At 40.7% G+C, this 15,851-nt stretch carries 18 protein-coding genes and 1 pseudogene; 3 read left to right on the forward strand and 16 right to left on the reverse strand.

All coding sequences use genetic code 11. The annotated features are described in order from the left end of the window. Nucleotides 1–12: 12 nt before the first annotated feature. The 6 genes from PCY16_RS06045 to PCY16_RS06070 all read right to left on the reverse strand — a co-directional run bounded on the left by PCY16_RS06045 (nt 13) and on the right by PCY16_RS06070 (nt 6,191). Complete coding sequence (locus PCY16_RS06045; RefSeq protein WP_229056632.1) at nt 13–804, reverse strand: hypothetical protein; 792 nt, start codon at nt 802–804, stop codon at nt 13–15. 90 nt (nt 805–894) lie between these two features. After that, complete coding sequence (locus PCY16_RS06050; RefSeq protein ID WP_229056631.1) at nt 895–1,677, reverse strand: hypothetical protein; 783 nt, start codon at nt 1,675–1,677, stop codon at nt 895–897. 253 nt (nt 1,678–1,930) lie between these two features. Continuing rightward, nucleotides 1,931–2,791 (reverse strand): alpha/beta hydrolase, encoded by an 861-nt coding sequence (locus PCY16_RS06055; RefSeq protein ID WP_195413615.1) that lies wholly within the window; start codon nt 2,789–2,791, stop codon nt 1,931–1,933. Between the two features lie 164 nt (nt 2,792–2,955). Continuing rightward, complete coding sequence (locus PCY16_RS06060) at nt 2,956–3,993, reverse strand: alcohol dehydrogenase catalytic domain-containing protein (RefSeq protein ID WP_195413614.1); 1,038 nt, start codon at nt 3,991–3,993, stop codon at nt 2,956–2,958. Between the two features lie 95 nt (nt 3,994–4,088). Then, entirely contained in the window at nt 4,089–5,183 is a 1,095-nt protein-coding gene (gene hemH / locus PCY16_RS06065) for a ferrochelatase (RefSeq protein WP_195413613.1), read from the reverse strand. 111 nt (nt 5,184–5,294) lie between these two features. After that, nucleotides 5,295–6,191, reverse strand: coding sequence for a cation diffusion facilitator family transporter (locus tag PCY16_RS06070; RefSeq protein WP_195413612.1), 897 nt, complete (start codon nt 6,189–6,191; stop codon nt 5,295–5,297). A gap of 132 nt (nt 6,192–6,323) precedes the next feature. On the opposite strand from PCY16_RS06070, the gene PCY16_RS06075 reads away from it, so the two are divergent. The 3 genes from PCY16_RS06075 (at nt 6,324) to PCY16_RS06085 (ending at nt 7,769) form a co-directional block, all read left to right on the forward strand. After that, nucleotides 6,324–6,863, forward strand: a complete 540-nt coding sequence (locus PCY16_RS06075) for a TetR/AcrR family transcriptional regulator (protein WP_229056630.1) — start codon at nt 6,324–6,326, stop codon at nt 6,861–6,863. 31 nt (nt 6,864–6,894) lie between these two features. Next, nucleotides 6,895–7,368, forward strand: coding sequence for an HXXEE domain-containing protein (locus PCY16_RS06080; RefSeq protein ID WP_145516850.1), 474 nt, complete (start codon nt 6,895–6,897; stop codon nt 7,366–7,368). Between the two features lie 68 nt (nt 7,369–7,436). After that, nucleotides 7,437–7,769 carry a glucuronide permease gene (locus tag PCY16_RS06085; RefSeq protein ID WP_195413610.1) on the forward strand — a complete coding sequence of 111 codons (333 nt, stop codon included), beginning with the start codon at nt 7,437–7,439 and terminating at the stop codon, nt 7,767–7,769. A gap of 63 nt (nt 7,770–7,832) precedes the next feature. Here PCY16_RS06085 and PCY16_RS06090 read toward each other — a convergent pair whose 3' ends face one another. From PCY16_RS06090 to PCY16_RS06135, 10 genes and pseudogenes are all read right to left on the reverse strand, one after another. Next, nucleotides 7,833–8,705, reverse strand: a complete 873-nt coding sequence (locus PCY16_RS06090) for an SDR family NAD(P)-dependent oxidoreductase (RefSeq protein WP_195413609.1) — start codon at nt 8,703–8,705, stop codon at nt 7,833–7,835. A gap of 1 nt (nt 8,706) precedes the next feature. Then, on the reverse strand, nt 8,707–9,543 hold the full coding sequence (locus tag PCY16_RS06095; protein ID WP_195413608.1) for an alpha/beta hydrolase: 837 nt from the start codon (nt 9,541–9,543) through the stop codon (nt 8,707–8,709). 12 nt (nt 9,544–9,555) lie between these two features. Next, nucleotides 9,556–10,563, reverse strand: coding sequence for an NADP-dependent oxidoreductase (locus PCY16_RS06100; protein ID WP_195413607.1), 1,008 nt, complete (start codon nt 10,561–10,563; stop codon nt 9,556–9,558). 77 nt (nt 10,564–10,640) lie between these two features. Beyond that, a complete protein-coding gene (locus PCY16_RS06105; protein ID WP_195413606.1) occupies nt 10,641–11,072 on the reverse strand; it encodes an Rrf2 family transcriptional regulator in 432 nt (143 codons plus the stop codon). A gap of 140 nt (nt 11,073–11,212) precedes the next feature. After that, nucleotides 11,213–11,575, reverse strand: a pseudogene (pnuC, locus tag PCY16_RS06110) (nicotinamide riboside transporter PnuC); the annotation flags it as partial. 167 nt (nt 11,576–11,742) lie between these two features. Further along, a complete protein-coding gene (locus PCY16_RS06115) occupies nt 11,743–12,543 on the reverse strand; it encodes an energy-coupling factor ABC transporter ATP-binding protein (protein WP_002891034.1) in 801 nt (266 codons plus the stop codon). After that, the gene (locus PCY16_RS06120; protein ID WP_037597839.1) at nt 12,530–13,366 is read right to left on the reverse strand and encodes an ABC transporter ATP-binding protein; all 837 of its coding nucleotides are present in this window, start codon (nt 13,364–13,366) and stop codon (nt 12,530–12,532) included. Before PCY16_RS06120 ends, PCY16_RS06115 begins: the two co-directional genes overlap by 14 nt. Then, nucleotides 13,342–14,133: an energy-coupling factor transporter transmembrane component T gene (locus PCY16_RS06125; protein ID WP_195413605.1), complete on the reverse strand. Its 792-nt coding sequence runs from the start codon at nt 14,131–14,133 to the stop codon at nt 13,342–13,344. Before PCY16_RS06125 ends, PCY16_RS06120 begins: the two co-directional genes overlap by 25 nt. Then, on the reverse strand, nt 14,133–14,735 hold the full coding sequence (locus PCY16_RS06130) for an ECF transporter S component (protein ID WP_195413604.1): 603 nt from the start codon (nt 14,733–14,735) through the stop codon (nt 14,133–14,135). Before PCY16_RS06130 ends, PCY16_RS06125 begins: the two co-directional genes overlap by 1 nt. A 300-nt stretch (nt 14,736–15,035) precedes the next feature. Next, the gene (locus tag PCY16_RS06135; protein ID WP_195413603.1) at nt 15,036–15,836 is read right to left on the reverse strand and encodes a PhzF family phenazine biosynthesis protein; all 801 of its coding nucleotides are present in this window, start codon (nt 15,834–15,836) and stop codon (nt 15,036–15,038) included. Nucleotides 15,837–15,851: the final 15 nt, after the last annotated feature.

Genomic DNA, 15,851 nt, shown 5'->3' on the forward strand with positions numbered 1-15,851 from the left:
CTATTCTCATCTTTAATTTTCATCTTCTATTACTAGATTCTCATCCCCATAAAAGACGACTTTCCCATCTTTTACTTTAAAAGAATAACTGATTGAATCTTGATTCTCATCCTTGGTATTGGAATAAAAGAAATTATATTTACCATTCGGAAGATCACTAGCATCTAACTTTTTAGCCGCATCTTTCATATCTTGTTCTTTGATTGATTCATTATCATCAATAAAAATAGTCATATAAACCAACTCTTGATCAATCAAGGTTTGGTATGGAATTTGATAGTAACCTGCAAAGTCCTTCTTACCTTCCTTAAGATTTTCGGAGGCAATAGTATCCAATATTTTTCCCTTTTCATCATGACTGAAATAAGATAGAAAACTAAAAAACCTAATAGGAAGACCGAGATTTTGTTTCTTCAATTGTTTATCAATTTTATTCTCAACTTTTTTGACAGATTTCTGTTCCACAAATACTTCCTTATAGTGTAAAAATTGAATACTGTCATGAGAATCAGATGACCTATTTTCAGGAATAGCCCTATTATTCTCTTCCAATTTTATTGTTTGCCCATCGTAGGTGTTCTCAGAATAGGTATAAGATACGTAGTAAGTTGGACTTTCTAGTGGAGTCCAATGTAAGTCAGTGATGGTAACTTTGCCATGAAGACCCACTTTGTTACAATCTTCGATGATGATCCGCTTAATTTTTATGTAATCACTAGGCATCATCACCTTGCAACCCGTCAAAACCAAAACTGATAGCAGCAAGGGAATCAAGAATAGAATGCGATAGATTTTCTTTTTCATAGCACTACCTCCAATAGTGTATAACTAGGGATAGAAATATAATTAAGACTTATCATTCCTCAACCTAGTTATTTTTTCGACCTTTCATCTTTAACCATCATCTTCTAATACTAGATTCTCGTCTTCATAAAAAACGACTTTCCCATCTTTAACTTTAAAATTGTAATCGACTGAATTATTTGGTCCATCTTCAAAATTAGATTGATAGAAACTATATTCACCATTTGGAAGGTTACTAGCATCTAACTTTTTAGCAGCATCTTTCAAATCTTGTGATTTAACTGATGCATCATCATCGATATAAATGACCATCTCAATCAAATCTTGATTAATTAAGGTTTGGTATGGAATTTGATAGTAGCCTGCAAAGTCCTTCTTACCTTCTTTGAGATTGTCTGAGGCTAAGGTATCCAGATTTTTCTCCTTTTCATCATGACCGAAGTTAGATAGAAAACTAAATGAACTAATAGGAAGACCGAGTTTTTGTTTCTTCAATTGTTTTTCAATTTTCTTCTCAACCTTTTGGATAGATTTCTGCTTCAAAAACGATTCTTTATATTCTGGAACATTGCCATAAGAGTCACTTGACCCTTCTTCATGAATAGCCGTATTTTGCTCTAATACTACTTTCTGGTCATCGTAAGTTTTCTCAGAATAGGTATAAGTCACGTGGTAAGTTGGTATTTCTAAGGCTGTCCAATACAATTTAGTAATAGTAACCTTACCATACAGACCTACTTTATTACAGTTCTCGACAATAACCCCTCTGACCTTGTTATAATCACTAGACTTCATCTTTCTGAACCCCATCAAAAACAAGGCTGTAAATATTATGAGAAACAAAAGTAAACAATGATTGATTTTCTTTTTCATAGCACTACCTCCTATAAACTAGAGTAAACAAAAGAAAGACAAGCGACTGTTAAAATCCATTTTCTGAATATATGTATAACATTACTCAATTAATGTAAACGATTACATTATCTTATCTTTATTTTAACATTCTTTACATGAAATGTCAGATGAAATCGGATTCGTTCTTTTACTTCTCTTCTTTGCCAACCCAATCATTGTATTAAAAAATCTAGTAGACAGCCTCTACTAGAATTTTTGTATTCTTATCAACTCATTTCCCCCACAAGAAAGCAATTAGAGGCTTATCAACCAAGGCTGTTTCATGGAGTTTACTGTGTTGGCCGTTAGAACCTGTGATTCCCTTTACTTGGTAGGATTTGACATGACCTTTAAGCAGATAGGCTAGGGATTGACTGGATAGATTGGTCACGCGCTCATCACTCTCTTTACCTGTATTGCCATAGATGTTGAGGACTTCAACTTGTCCTTGAGGATAGTTGTCTCCAAGAGACAAGAGCTCTTCATATAACTCGGTCATGCTAGTTGGTTTTCCTTCGCTATCTAGAGAGTTTTCTTCCGGTTCATCCATGCCAATAATCCCGTTAAAGTGACCAGCGATATCCACTTGTTTGACCAGCTTAGGTAGAGTCTTATCACTGCCGTGTTGGAGCATATAGTAGACGATGGCCATATTGCCGTATGAGTGACCAACCATATTCATCTCAGTAATTCCGTAGTTATCTTGGAGAGCTTTGACGACAGCGTGGGCATAGTCTCCCTGGTCCTGAGTGCTAGCACCTCGATTCTTGTCAAAATTGACTAGAACAATTGGATTAACAGCATCCTTAGGAATGTTCCCGTTAAGAGAGACGGTTCCATCTTCAGCCACATTGGCTTCGATAATGGTTTTAGTCACACCAGCTTTTTTAGCCGCATTAGCCATATGTCTTTCCGCACGACTGCTTGAGCCCCAACCATGGAAAAAAATGGTCGGACGGCTTGATTGAATAAATGCTTTTCTTGCTTCTGCTTTTACGGCCTGCGCTTGGTTTTGGGAAATAAAATACCAACCACCTACACAAACAAGACCAAACATTGCTAAAAGACTGAAAATAAGATCTTTTTTCTTCATAAATACCTTTCCGATTTGCTTTATAAAAGAGCAAGATGCTCCTAAACTCTTTTACTAGCAATACTAATTTTGAGCTAGTTCATCTTACATATTTTCTTTTGTAACATATAAAAAGGCTTGGAAACACAACTCTCTTGCATTACCAAGACTTTTGTATAACTTAACTAATCTAAAACAATCATAGATTTAATAGACTTGCGTTCATCCATATCTTTATAGGCCTGATTAATATCTTCCATTTTATAACTTGTCGTAAAGACTCGGCCTGGATTGATGTCGCCATCAAGAACAGCTTTTAACAAAACTTGTTTATCATAGGTTGTGACAGAGGCTGGTCCGCCACCAATCGTTGTATTTTGTCCAAAGGTTGATCCAATGGCACGATTTTCATAGTGTGGAACACCAACAAATCCCATACGGCCACCATTGTGAAGGACTCCAAGAGCTTGATCTACCGCTACTTCTGTACCGACACATTCGAGAGCTGCATCTGCTCCTCCCCCGAGGATTTCACGGACTTTGGCAATGCCTTTTTCACCACGTTCAGCAACAACTGCAGTCGCACCTGACTCCAAAGCCATTTTTTGACGATCTTCGTGACGACTCATAAGGACAATTTGTGAAGCACCACGCATCTTAGCTGCGATGACAGCACATTGACCAACAGCCCCATCTCCGATAACGACCACCTTGTCACCTTTTTGCACATTAGCCACACGCGCCGCATGGTAACCCGTCGGCATGACATCAGCCAGTGTCAAAAGTGACTTGAGCATGCCTTCACTATAATCTGAAGGTTGCCCAGGAATTTTGACAAGGGCCCAGTTGGCAAAGTGGAAACGGATATACTCAGCCTGCACGCCCCCAGACCAGTTATTACCTGGGTGGTTGTCACAAGAGCCATCAAAACCAGCACAACAGGCATCACACTGTCCACAACCATGTGTGAAAGGGGCAATGACAAAGTCACCTGGTTTTACTGTAGTAACTTCCTCGCCAACTTCTTCGACAATTCCGATAGCCTCATGACCGCTATTTCTATGTCCTTCTTCCATTTCCGGATTACGGTAACTCCAAAGGTCCGATCCACAAACGCAAGTACGTACTATCTTGATAATGGCATCATCTGCTGCCACGATTTGCGGGCGATCAATTTCTACTAGACCAACCTGCCCAGCTTTGGTATAAACTGCTGATTTCATTTAATAACCTCTATTCCTTCGTTTCTGATAGTATACACTTTCTAACAAGAAATCGCTCACATCAAACACTCCCTATTACGGTCATATTTAGTTACTTAATCATATTTTTTCCCATACTTCTTTTCAAGCATTTTCTTAACTAGATAGGGCATCTTGACATTCTCTCGACCTTTTTTAGCAATCAATTTTTTGACGAAATCAGGCATCTGAATATCTTTTTCTGCTTCCAAAATCTGACCTGTACTTGAAGGAGCTTCCAACTCATCAAAAGTCTCTAGCTGAGGTTGATAGTCACTATAGTCACCATCTATATGAGACTGAATGGCTGACAGAAGAGCTTTAATCAGTCGTGAATCGTTATTTGGCATAGGAGGTCGGTGATAAGCCACTCCGAGCTCTTGGCATAGCTCCTTACACTCCACATCATTATCAAAAAGAACCTCAATATGCTCACTAATAAAAGCAATCGGAATAAAAATATAGTGGTTCGGGTGTTCACTCTCAACTCGCAGATATTCTAAGACATCTGGTTTAATCCAAGGAATACCTATATCACTCTCACTCTGCCATGTATTGGTATACTGGTCTTCTTCAAGGCCTAAAATTTCCACAATCAAGCTAGTATTGTCATAAATCTGATCGATATAAGGATCACCAAAATCAAGTGCCAAAACTGGGACACTATGAGCTGAAAAAATCACCTTATAGCTGTCATCTCTAATTTGATCTAAAATATTTTGAATCTCATCAGCCCAATAGTGAAGAAGTGAAGGTTCTTGGTACCAATCCTTGATAATTTGGAACCTAATCTGCTCACTTTCTAAAAATTTCTCATATCCCATGACAGAATAGTAAGAATAATGAGGCTCTAAAATCAAGCACAAACATTCTTCAATTCCGTCATTCTCCATCTCTTTGATTACATCAGTGATAAAAGGGCGGGAAAATTTATTAGCAAAGTAGACCGACGCTCGTTCTCCAAGAGCAGAAGCAACCAAATCCACTTCTTCTCTAGTTATCCTTTGAAGTGGAGTTCCGCCAATTCGGACGTAATTGTCATATAAAGTCTGAATTTCATGTGGTTCAGGACGAACACCACGCCGAATATTCGTGAAAAATTCTGCTACTCCTTCATAGGTAATCTCTTCTGGTGACCCAAAGGTCATCATCAACACAGCTCTCTTACTCATAAATACTCCTTGTTCTACATTTGTTCTATTTTATCATGAAAAGGCTTACTTTAGGGAACTTAGTATCAAAATAACTCTTAAAGGTAGACTTTAAGAGTTTAAAAACAAACCTTAATGATGGTGTTGCTGCTCACTTTCTGCTTCCAGCTCTTCGATATTTCGCTTGTGAGCTCGGTGGGTTGCCAAGTCTTCATCAACTTCGATGGTGACATTTTGAAAGCCACTCTCTTTGAGCAAGTCTCGGATAGACTCTTTACAGACCTCCATATGTTTGACATTCTCCAGACAAACATGAACAATAGCATTTTTCTCCAAGCCATCCATGGTCCAAAGATTAAGCTGATTGATACTAGCGACATTATCCAACTGCTCTAAATCATTCTTAACTTGCTTGATATCTACCCCTTCTGGCACAGCATCCAGGAAAATCTTGAGCGTGCTCCAAAAACGTGGAATGGCTTTGGACAGAATAAAGAAGGAAATGGCAAGAGACAAGAGGGGATCTAGGATATACCAGTCAGTAAATCGGAGGACAATGGCCATCAAGATGACAGCCAACCAACCTAAGATATCTTCCAAAAAATGCAGGCTGAGAATGGATTCATTCTTGGTTTGTCCCTTGCGAATGACCAGACTCGCCAGCACATTGACACTGATAGCAATCATTCCCAACCAAAGAAGCCCTTGGTCATTGACGGGCTGAGGGTGGAAAAGCTTGCTTACATTTTCTAAAATCACCATACCAGACCCGGTCATCAGAATGACTGCCGTTACTAAAGCCCCTAATAAGCTAAAACGCTTGTAGCCTAGGGTATAGCGACTATCTTCTTGACGATTGGAGATCGTTTCTAGAAAGGCCGAGAGGCCAATGGCTAGAGCATCCCCCAAGTCATGGACAGAATCAGCGAGAACAGCACTGGAACCAAAGATTCCCCCTGCAATAAACTCAACAATGGCAAAACTTAGATTCAAGAAAAAAGCCAGCCAAACAGCACGTTTTGAACTCATTTTTTTACCTTCCTTTGGTATACTAGTAATAGTATTATCTTCTCACTAGTATTATCTCTAACTCTAAAAGGAAAGGATAGGGGCAAACTGTTTAGGATGTACGTTACTGAACAATTTGTTCAAAGTGTCCATATGACAACACAGGATCGTCGTATTACCAAAACTAGAAAAGCTATCTATCATGCTTTTTTACACTTACTCAGCCAAAAAGACTACGACATTATTACCGTTCAGGAAATTATTGACCGTGCTGATGTGGGGCGTTCAACTTTTTACAGCCATTACGAGAGCAAGGAACTCTTGCTGAATGAGCTCTGCCAAAAACTCTTTCACCACCTCTTTGAGCGAGATGATCAGCTCTCTCCCCAAGACTACCTGACCCATATCTTTCAGCATTTCAAGAAAAATCAAGACCATGTGACCAGTCTCTTGCTTTCAAAAAACGATTATTTTATCCGGCAACTGCGAAAAGAACTAGAACACGATGTCTACCCAATGGTAGCCGACGAACTGATTCAAGCACACCCCAACATTCCTCACTCCTATCTCAAGCACCTGGTCGTAACCAACTTCATTGAAACCCTGAGCTGGTGGCTAAAAAAGGGTAAGTCCTACACCGAGCAAGAAGTCATCAAGTTTTATTTGGAGATACTGCACGCAAACTCTAAATGAACCTCCTGTTATCTAGAAAGGACTAGCTTTCATGTCTACCTTACAATTTTATTTCCTTTTTCCGAGTTTATTCATGCTTCATGAACTGGAAGAAATCATATGGATGCCATCTTTTGTCAAAAAAATATCATTACAAATTCCATATAAACAAATCTTCACTTTTTACACCCCTTTTGCTTTCAATGCCATTGTCATGGAGCAACTTTTACTTCTAATGATAACACTTTATCTTAGTTACCAATTTAACAACTATACTATTTACACAACCATCGTAATCGCTTATATCTATCATGTGTTCGGACATCTTATTCAGACAATTGTTATTCGAAAATATGTGCCGGGATTGCTAACTGGTATTTTTACGAGTTTATTTTCTCTATTCTATCTCAAAAATAACGTACCAATCAATCTTTATTGGTACTCTTTTATCACTTTAATCCTTATCATTGTTAATCTTGTGCTTTCATTCATGGTTCTTCATAAGAAGACTCTCAAACTAAGGTAAGTTAAAGTCTTAAGTTCTTAACACTGTCACATTACATTTACTTTAATTATCCTAGAAAGAAAACAAATATGCCACTTTATTACATTTTCAACATTTTTACAGCCTTCTTTGCCCTTGCTTTTGCCCTTCTTCACTTATTGGCTTCTCTTACTGAAGTTAAAAAAGGGAATCACACTCTAGGAAATACATTTCTCCTCATCGGAAGTGGCCTTGCGACATTCTCTCTCATCCTCTACTTCCTTTTGCCAATTGTTGCTTTATTCATTTGGCTGATCGGTTGTGGGTTGATTTGCTACGGAGCCTATTGGAATGGCAAGCACAAAGAAAACTTCCATCCAGCCCATCATGTCATTCGGATTGGAATCGCTCTGATTCTTACCATTTTGTTAGCCCTCATCTAAGAAAAACTCAAGTTTTCATTGATAAAACTTGAGTTTTTTGGTAGTTACGAAATCAATAAGGAATTAAAAATCTTGCTTTTCTTTAAACATTTTGACCTTTTCTTGGCAGTAATCTATTAATTTCCGTGCTTTTTCAAATGTGTAGCCTTTTTCAGATACCGACTTGACTTTCTTTTCATCAAAATAGTAGCCTGTCAAGCCCCTGACTTCCTCTGATAAGGTGAGATAATAGCCTGTTTCGATTCCCTGATCTAGATCTTTTGAAAGAGACTTCATCAAGCGTCCGAAGAGGGACTTCTTAGTTTTTTCATCACTAGAGTTATTCCCCAAGTTGGTTGAAATCAAGCCCGGATGGTAAGAATTGATGGTGATATTTAAACCTTTTAAAAAGAAATCTCTTGCTAGATAGCGTGTCATCCAAATGGTATAGAGTTTGGAATTATTATAGGCCAATCCTGGATGATAGTTGTTCTCAAATCCAAAGTCCAAATCCTTGACCTTGGCAAAATGATGCATATAGGAAGAGGTATTAATGACACGGCCATCAGTCGCTTTTTCTAACAAGGGGCTTAGCTCAGTTGTTAACAGATAGGGAACGAGAACGGATAACATAAAAGTCAACTCGACATTTTCAGCACTTACTTTTCGTTCTTTTCCTGCATACAGGCCTGCATTGTTAAATAAGACATCGATCCTTTGAAAGTCTCGCTTGATTTCCTCCGCAAATCGATAAACATCATCTAATTTTGAAAAATCTGCCAAGTAGCTTGAAACTCTGCCTCTCAGGGAAACGGCCCGAACCTCTTGAAGCGCCAATTCAAGTTTTTGAGGATTGCGACCATGAAGGATAACCTGATGGCCTTCACTGGCCAGTTGCTTTGCCAAGTGCTTTCCAATGCCATCCGTAGCACCTGTTATTAGAATGGTTTTGACCATATTAGTCCTCCAAGAAAGCAATGAGTTCTTTTGAAAACGCCTCTGCATATTGGAAGATCGAACCGTGACCAGCATTTGGATAGATGATCAGCTTACTATCTTTTATTTTCTCATGCATATCATAAGAATTTTCCGTTGGAACCTGCATATCCTTGTCCCCATTGACAATTAAGGTTGGTTGGATGATAAATCTTAGGTCGTCTTGAGAATCTTTCCCCCAACGTTTAATAGCTTTGAGTTGAGTCAAGAAACCAGGCACACTCATGTCTTTGTCTGCAAATTCCTTGGTTCGCATTCCCATTCGTCCAAGAACTTTCAAGGCTTCGATTTTCCCTTGTTCATCATGGTTATAGAAGATATAGCGTTTAGGATCGATGCGCTCGAATCCAGCTTTAAACATATAGTTAAATGTTTTCCCTGTGACCTTATCGACCTCTTTTCCACCTCGAGGTCCTGTTCCTGCCAAGATAAGACGGTTGACCAAATTAGGTTTGATTCGGATCATTTCTTGGGCAATCATACCTCCCATAGAAAGGCCTAGGAGATTGATTTTTTCGTAACCAAGGGCTTGAATAAAGGCAATTGTCTGCTCAGCCATTCCAGGAATCGTTGGAGCCACTTTTCCTTGACTAGCACCGACACCAGGAAGGTCGACCACAATCACATGGTGCTTTTCAGCAATCAAGTCCAAGAGTTTTGGATCCCAGTTGTCGAGGGTTGCTGCCAAATGGACCAGCATCAGAAGAGGTAGTTTTGATTTACCTTTGCTGAGTTCGCGATAGGCGATTTTGTTCCCGTCGACAGTGATATATTGATTTTTAATTGTAAGATATGACATTGTCTTTTCCTTTTATTTCTTAAAGCTGAGGACTGTTTTTCCACGTGAGCGACCATTAGCGACCTTGTCTAAGGCGCTATTCACTTCTTCAAATGGATAGACTGTATCGATAGATGGTTTGATTTCTAATTTGCTAAAGAGGTCAGCTACCTCTTGTAATTGAGCGCCACCATTGCTTTCTACAAATATAAAATGGTAGTGAACGCCATATTTGTCAGCCATCTTATCAAATTTGCGACCGGCTAGTCCAAGTAGGATCTGTTTCCATTTTGGCAGGTTCATGCGTTTGGCAAAGTCACCATTTGGCATAGCACGGAGGGAAACAAGCTGACCACCTTTTTTCATGATAGACATTTGTTTTTCAGTCTCAGAGCCCCCAAGAGTATCAAGGACATAATCAACCTGGCTAACAGTTTTTGTATAATCCTCTGTTTTGTAATCGATAAAACGATCTGCTCCTAGCTTCAATACACGCTCAGCGTTATCTCCAGCCCCATTGGTAATGACCTTCAAACCTTTAGCCTTAGCAATCGGAATGGCCATGCCACCGACACCGCCTGTACCACCAGAGATAAAGATGGTTTTGCCAGCTTGAGCTCCCATGAGTTCTAAGACTTGCATAATGGTTAAGGCAGTCAAAGGCACAGCAGCCGCTTCCTCGTCAGACAGATAGTCTGGAACCTTGGCTAGAGCCTGACTATCGACAGCTACGTATTCAGCAAAGGCGCCAATATGATCAAGTGGTAAACGTCCAAAAACTCGGTCTCCGACTTTGAGATTTTTGACTTGTCTACCGGTCTTTTCAATGATACCGACCAATTCATTTCCCGCAGTTTGTGGGAGTTTGTAAGGGACAATCATTTTGACCTCACCACGGGAAATCATGTTATCCAGAGGATTAACACCAGCTGCAGTGACTTTTACCAAAACTTCTTTGTCTGTGATACTTGGTTTTGCGATTTCTGTGATGTTTAGTGTGATATTCTTTTTGTTATAAGTAGTATGTTGTGCGGCTTTCATTGTCTTCTCTTTTCTATTTTTTGTTGTATTTGACAAAGATACAAGTTTAGTCTTTTTAAAACTGATTTGCATGCAAATCAGTTTCGTTTTTGTTTGGCTTCTTGATAAAGATTGTTAATGACCTCTTCTAAGGTTTGGTGGGCTAGTTCCTTCTCAAGTTGAGCTTCAGCGCTAGCAAATAGTGGTGAAACGGCTCCTTGGATATGTTTCCCTACTGGACAATCCGGATTGCTATTTTGATGAACTGGAAATAGGCTGATGTGGCTGACTTCTTGTGTGGCAAAATAAATGTTAAGTAAGGTGATGTCCTTTGGCGATTTACTGAGTTGATAGCCTGTTTTTCCTTGATGAGACTGGATTAGTCCAGCATTTTTCAATAAGGCGATTACCTTTCGAATGTAACTCGCATTGGTGCCAACGCTAGTTGCTAGTGCTTGAGAACTTAAGGTATCCTTGCTCTCACTAATCATGGTTAGGATATGTAAGGCCACTGAAAATTTTGTATCCATATAAACTCCTTTAGATAACTTGTATCTGATACAAGAACAAGTATAGCACAAATAAAAAGAAAAGCAAGACTTTTGCTTCACTGTAAAAACACAAAAAAAGGACCCTACTGGATCCTCTTATTAATTGATAAACATAAGTATTAAGCTTTCTTTGCTGCCTTGCTCCATTGGTACCAACCAACTAGACTGTTGATAAGATAAATGAAGTATTTCCCTTGAATTTGAAGGCTTTCTCCCCACCACAAATAGATAGAGAAAACATTGGTAGCGGCCCAAAAAATCCATTGTTCGCGGTAAACAGCTGTCATCAAGAGCTGACCAACACCGTTTGTCGCATCAGTTATAGAATCACGATAAGGACGATTAGCTCCAATTGACTGGTAAATAAGACCAAAAGCTAGCCACCAAAGTACACTAATTGAGAGGTACTTGGTCCATCCCACGGTATCCAACTTACGGGCAACAAATTCTTGTTTTTCTTTTTTGAACTGGGCTTGATAGATCAAAAAGTGTTAAAAATAAGACAGTAACCTCAGAATAGATACTGTCTTATCTCTTTTTTTTACTTAAAGCCTTGATAGACTTGACAAATGATAGAAAAGAACCGTGAGTTCTTGCCAGAAGCTGAAGTTAATCCTTCAACCTGGAAAACCCGCAGAGGTGACTTTTTCTATACATCTCGATTTTTCTGGCAATAATCATTAACCGATAAATATGTCTGTGAATCACCCAGCGACTCCGCTATGTCCATAATCCGCGGTGGTAGTAATCCCACTCGCTGGACAAGTTCGTGATCGCTGAACAATTCCCGTGGACTGCCGGCGAAGCCAAACTTCCCGTGTTCCATAACATACACCGACTCAAACTCGGCGGCGACCCAATCCATGTCATGGGTGATGGTCACAACTTGGTGGCCCGAATCAGCCAACTGATGGAAAATTGCGGTCAACTTGCGCCGGCTTTCCCAATCAAGCGACATCATCGGCTCATCAAATAAATAAATCGCCGGATCCACTGCCAAAACTGTGGCAACGCTCAACAGCTTGCGTTCCGACAATGACAGGTCATATGGACTTTCAGCTGCTTTATCATCCAAGCCAACTCTTTTTAGAGCCGCTAAAGCCCGCCTCGTAATCGTGTCGTGGTCATCCATGACCTGCGCGACACTCCACTCCACCTCTCGTTGAACGGTCGGGTTGAAAAGCTGATCGTCAGGATTCTGAAAAGTAATCCCAACCTTCAGTAACTTTTCGACTGGTTTAAGATCATTAAAATTTTCTCCATCGATCTTAATCACACCGGTTTGTGGTGTCAGCAAGCCCGTCAACAATTTGAAGAGCGTTGATTTACCGGCACCATTTTGGCCGACAATCGCCACCATCGGATCGGCGAAGTGTTTGTCTTCAACATCCAAGCTAAAGGACCGTTCCGGATAAGTGAACGTCAGGTGGTTCAGTTCAATTGTGGACATAACAAGCCTCCTTCAGATCAGCGCCATTCACCGGATACCGGCCATCAGCCAAGTGCCAATCCATTTTTTGAGCAAGTTGCTGGATTGTCGGGGCTGGAATCTGCCAGTCAGCTGCCAAATGATTAAACACCTCACCCGGCCTGCCCTGGGCTACCATTTGACCCTCGTGCAGCACCCACACAACGTCGGCGACTTCGCACAAATCGTCAATTTCACTGGTGACAATGAAGACAGTTGTCTCTTTGACTTGGGCCAGCCATTGGAAAAATTGCCGGCGGCCAAGGGGATCCATCTGACTGGTCGGATCATCCATAATCAAAACAGCCGGATTAGCCACAATCGCCGTGGCAATTGCCAACCGCTGGATCTGACCACCGGAAAGGCTCTCGGGACGCAAATTCAGCTGTTCAATCAGCCCCATCTGCGTGGCAACTTCTTCAACCCGTTTTTGAATCAGTCCTTCAGCCATTCCCTGATTAATCAAGTCAAAGGCGATTTCATCGGCAACCGTGTCTGCCAACCCGCTTAGTTGGCCAGCTGGATTTTGCAGTACAACTCCATTCATGGCATTATAAACGGGCCAATTGTCGGACACTCGCTGGCCAAACATGTGCCAGTCGCCCTCAATCTCAGCAGACACAATTTTGGGAATGACCCCTGCCAGCACACGGCACAAAGTCGATTTGCCGGAGTGGCTATTCCCGATAATCCCAACCACCTGGCCGGTATGAACCTCCGCGTTAATCTGACGCAGTTGTGGTTGCTCAGTACCCGGATAACGGGTGGTCAAATTTTCAATTACAATCCGTTTATCTTCTTCCATATCTTCCACCCAATCAATAAAATTGCCAATCCAGTCAGACCAATGTGCAGCGTCCGCGACAGGCGATACACGCGCTGGGAGGTTCTGACAGTCCGGTTGGGATTATCAAAACCTCTCAGTTGGAGCGAAATCGACCGCGCCATCGATTGATCCAAGGTCTTAATCACCAATGGAATTAGAACTGGCAGGACTGACTTTAATTTCTGAATCAACGTTTTTTGCGGATTGGTTCCGCGAACTTTTTGTGCCTGCTGGATTTTCCGCATATTGCGCATCATTTCCGGCAAAATATAACAAACCGACATCAGAACGTAGACGGTTTTATAAGATAATCCGGACAGTTCCAAATAGGCCGCGTTTTCTGAAATACTCGTGGTCACCATAAAAAAGCCACTGGTCAAAATAATCACCAATACTCGACAACCCAGAGTGGTGGCATAAATCAGGCCTTCTTTGTAGAACGACACCCCAAGCAAAGAAAACAGCACAGTTTGATTCCGACTGTAAAATAACCCCTGGATGATCAGCATGGTGCAAATCAGAAACAGGCTGAATCCCAGCGCCTTAAAGATGGTAGAACTCAATTTGGAAAATAACAATAGCAATGTTGCGACAAGAATTAATCCGGCCTGAAGCAATAAATTCATACTGGCAAAGCTCAACAACGTCATGTCCAAGATGAACAAGAGCTTAGTAATCGGATCGATCACCTGGTACCACTTGAGCTTGACCCGTGGCGCTCCAGAAATCAATGTTTGATCAGTCATCATTTATCACCGCTAAAGAAGTGCACCATCCGCTTCGGCAGCTGACGATAGATGAAGAATGCCAGGTAGGCCACGCAGACTTTATCCAAAATATCCAAGACAAACTCATCGGTAAATGAGGCCAGCCACACTGGTGCATGATTGGCGACCATTACCGCAAACAATGAGTCACCCCAAGCGATACCGGTCTGACCACCCCAAAAGATGACGTTGAGTGGCGTTGAAATGACAGCTGAAACGATGGCAATAATAATAGCAGAAACAAATACTCGTCGCACTGACGAGAACCACCCATTGGCGTGCAAAACTCCGACAGCAATCCCAATTCCGATGCTGGTAATCGCATACACGGTTGAAATTGGCGATAAGGTCAGCCCATAGATCACATTGTTGATGAAACCACTGATGGCACCGGCAACCGGCCCAGCCAACATGCTGGCAAGAAAGGTTCCCAAAGACCCCAGCCAAACGGGCAACTTTAACCCCTCCGCCAAGGCTTTGGCAACATAGTTAATCCCCACGGCAGCGGGAATCAAAGTCATGGTGGAAGCACTTAACTTAAATTTCCACATACTGGTACGACGAATCGGTTCTGTTTTCATAATCTTCTCCTTTTGTTTTTAAAGAGCCGTGTCAGGAATGACTTTCGGACGCAACGCTCTATAGAATAGTTAATAGAACTATTTAGTCTTTTCACAATACCAACCGTAGTCGACATAGATTAATATAGTAAAATTACTATTTCTAAGTTCATACTCTATATCATACGCTTATTTTCAAAATTGTCAAGTCTTTTCTGAAAATTCTTCAAAAAAATTTGGAAAATTTAAAATGCCTAGCTCAGCTAGACATCTTTTGTTTCTATAATGACTTTAATCGTTATTGCTTATACTAGACAACATCTAGTCTGTCACATAAATCTCGCCACGGCTATAGAGGGTAGCTTTTCCTGCAAGGTAAATCCTGTCTCCTTTAAGACGACAAATAAGATGACCACTTCTCTTAGAGGCTTGATAAGCTCTAAATTCTTTCTGTCCTAACTTATTAGCCCAAAAGGGAATGACATGACAATGCCCGGAACCACAAACTGGATCCTCCATGACTGATAATTTTGGTGCAAAACTACGTGTAACGGTATCATAGTTTTTACCTTTAGCTGTGATATTTAGGAGTAAGCCATCTAATGCTTTAACTTTATCGAAATCTGGAGTCGCAGCAATGACATCATTTTCATGAGGGAGGATACACACTAGGTCTCTTCCCAGCCACGCTTCAAGCGGACGAATACCGATTGCTTCTTCCATCTCACTTGTTACTGGAACTTGGTGCATCGAGTAAACTGGGAAATTCAGCTCATAATACTCAGCTTTCTTAGTAACCACAAGTTCGCCACTTTGTGTTGCAAAGGTAAGATTTTCAGCTTCTTTTTCTTTAAATTGAAAGAGAACAAAAGCAGTTGCTAAAGTAGCATGACCACACAAATCGATTTCTCCACCGGGAGTAAACCAACGTAAATCGTAATAGCCGTTCCTTTTAACCGTAAAAGCTGTCTCAGAGAGATTGTTTTCTTTGGCAATATTCTGTAAGGTATTATCCGACAACCATTCGTCCAGAAGACAAACAGCAGCCGGGTTTCCTTTAAAAACAGTATCTGTAAAAGCATCAACGATAAATTGTGAAATCGTATATTGACTAATTGGCATGAAGGGCTCCTTAAT

The sequence above is a fragment of the Streptococcus sp. SS4 genome (assembly GCF_030440125.1).
GTDB lineage: Bacteria > Bacillota > Bacilli > Lactobacillales > Streptococcaceae > Streptococcus.

Excerpts from the sequence above, each read along its gene's own strand:
- PCY16_RS06045 (WP_229056632.1), bottom strand. The coding sequence starts at position 804 with ATGAAAAAGAAAATCTATCGCATTCTATTCTTGATTCCCTTGCTGCTA.
- PCY16_RS06050 (WP_229056631.1), bottom strand. The coding sequence starts at position 1,677 with ATGAAAAAGAAAATCAATCATTGTTTACTTTTGTTTCTCATAATATTT.
- PCY16_RS06055 (WP_195413615.1), bottom strand. The coding sequence starts at position 2,791 with ATGAAGAAAAAAGATCTTATTTTCAGTCTTTTAGCAATGTTTGGTCTT.
- PCY16_RS06060 (WP_195413614.1), bottom strand. The coding sequence starts at position 3,993 with ATGAAATCAGCAGTTTATACCAAAGCTGGGCAGGTTGGTCTAGTAGAA.
- hemH (WP_195413613.1), bottom strand. The coding sequence starts at position 5,183 with ATGAGTAAGAGAGCTGTGTTGATGATGACCTTTGGGTCACCAGAAGAG.
- PCY16_RS06070 (WP_195413612.1), bottom strand. The coding sequence starts at position 6,191 with ATGAGTTCAAAACGTGCTGTTTGGCTGGCTTTTTTCTTGAATCTAAGT.
- PCY16_RS06075 (WP_229056630.1), top strand. The coding sequence starts at position 6,324 with ATGACAACACAGGATCGTCGTATTACCAAAACTAGAAAAGCTATCTAT.
- PCY16_RS06080 (WP_145516850.1), top strand. The coding sequence starts at position 6,895 with ATGTCTACCTTACAATTTTATTTCCTTTTTCCGAGTTTATTCATGCTT.
- PCY16_RS06085 (WP_195413610.1), top strand. The coding sequence starts at position 7,437 with ATGCCACTTTATTACATTTTCAACATTTTTACAGCCTTCTTTGCCCTT.
- PCY16_RS06090 (WP_195413609.1), bottom strand. The coding sequence starts at position 8,705 with ATGGTCAAAACCATTCTAATAACAGGTGCTACGGATGGCATTGGAAAG.
- PCY16_RS06095 (WP_195413608.1), bottom strand. The coding sequence starts at position 9,543 with ATGTCATATCTTACAATTAAAAATCAATATATCACTGTCGACGGGAAC.
- PCY16_RS06100 (WP_195413607.1), bottom strand. The coding sequence starts at position 10,563 with ATGAAAGCCGCACAACATACTACTTATAACAAAAAGAATATCACACTA.
- PCY16_RS06105 (WP_195413606.1), bottom strand. The coding sequence starts at position 11,072 with ATGGATACAAAATTTTCAGTGGCCTTACATATCCTAACCATGATTAGT.
- PCY16_RS06115 (WP_002891034.1), bottom strand. The coding sequence starts at position 12,543 with ATGTCCACAATTGAACTGAACCACCTGACGTTCACTTATCCGGAACGG.
- PCY16_RS06120 (WP_037597839.1), bottom strand. The coding sequence starts at position 13,366 with ATGGAAGAAGATAAACGGATTGTAATTGAAAATTTGACCACCCGTTAT.
- PCY16_RS06125 (WP_195413605.1), bottom strand. The coding sequence starts at position 14,133 with ATGACTGATCAAACATTGATTTCTGGAGCGCCACGGGTCAAGCTCAAG.
- PCY16_RS06130 (WP_195413604.1), bottom strand. The coding sequence starts at position 14,735 with ATGAAAACAGAACCGATTCGTCGTACCAGTATGTGGAAATTTAAGTTA.
- PCY16_RS06135 (WP_195413603.1), bottom strand. The coding sequence starts at position 15,836 with ATGCCAATTAGTCAATATACGATTTCACAATTTATCGTTGATGCTTTT.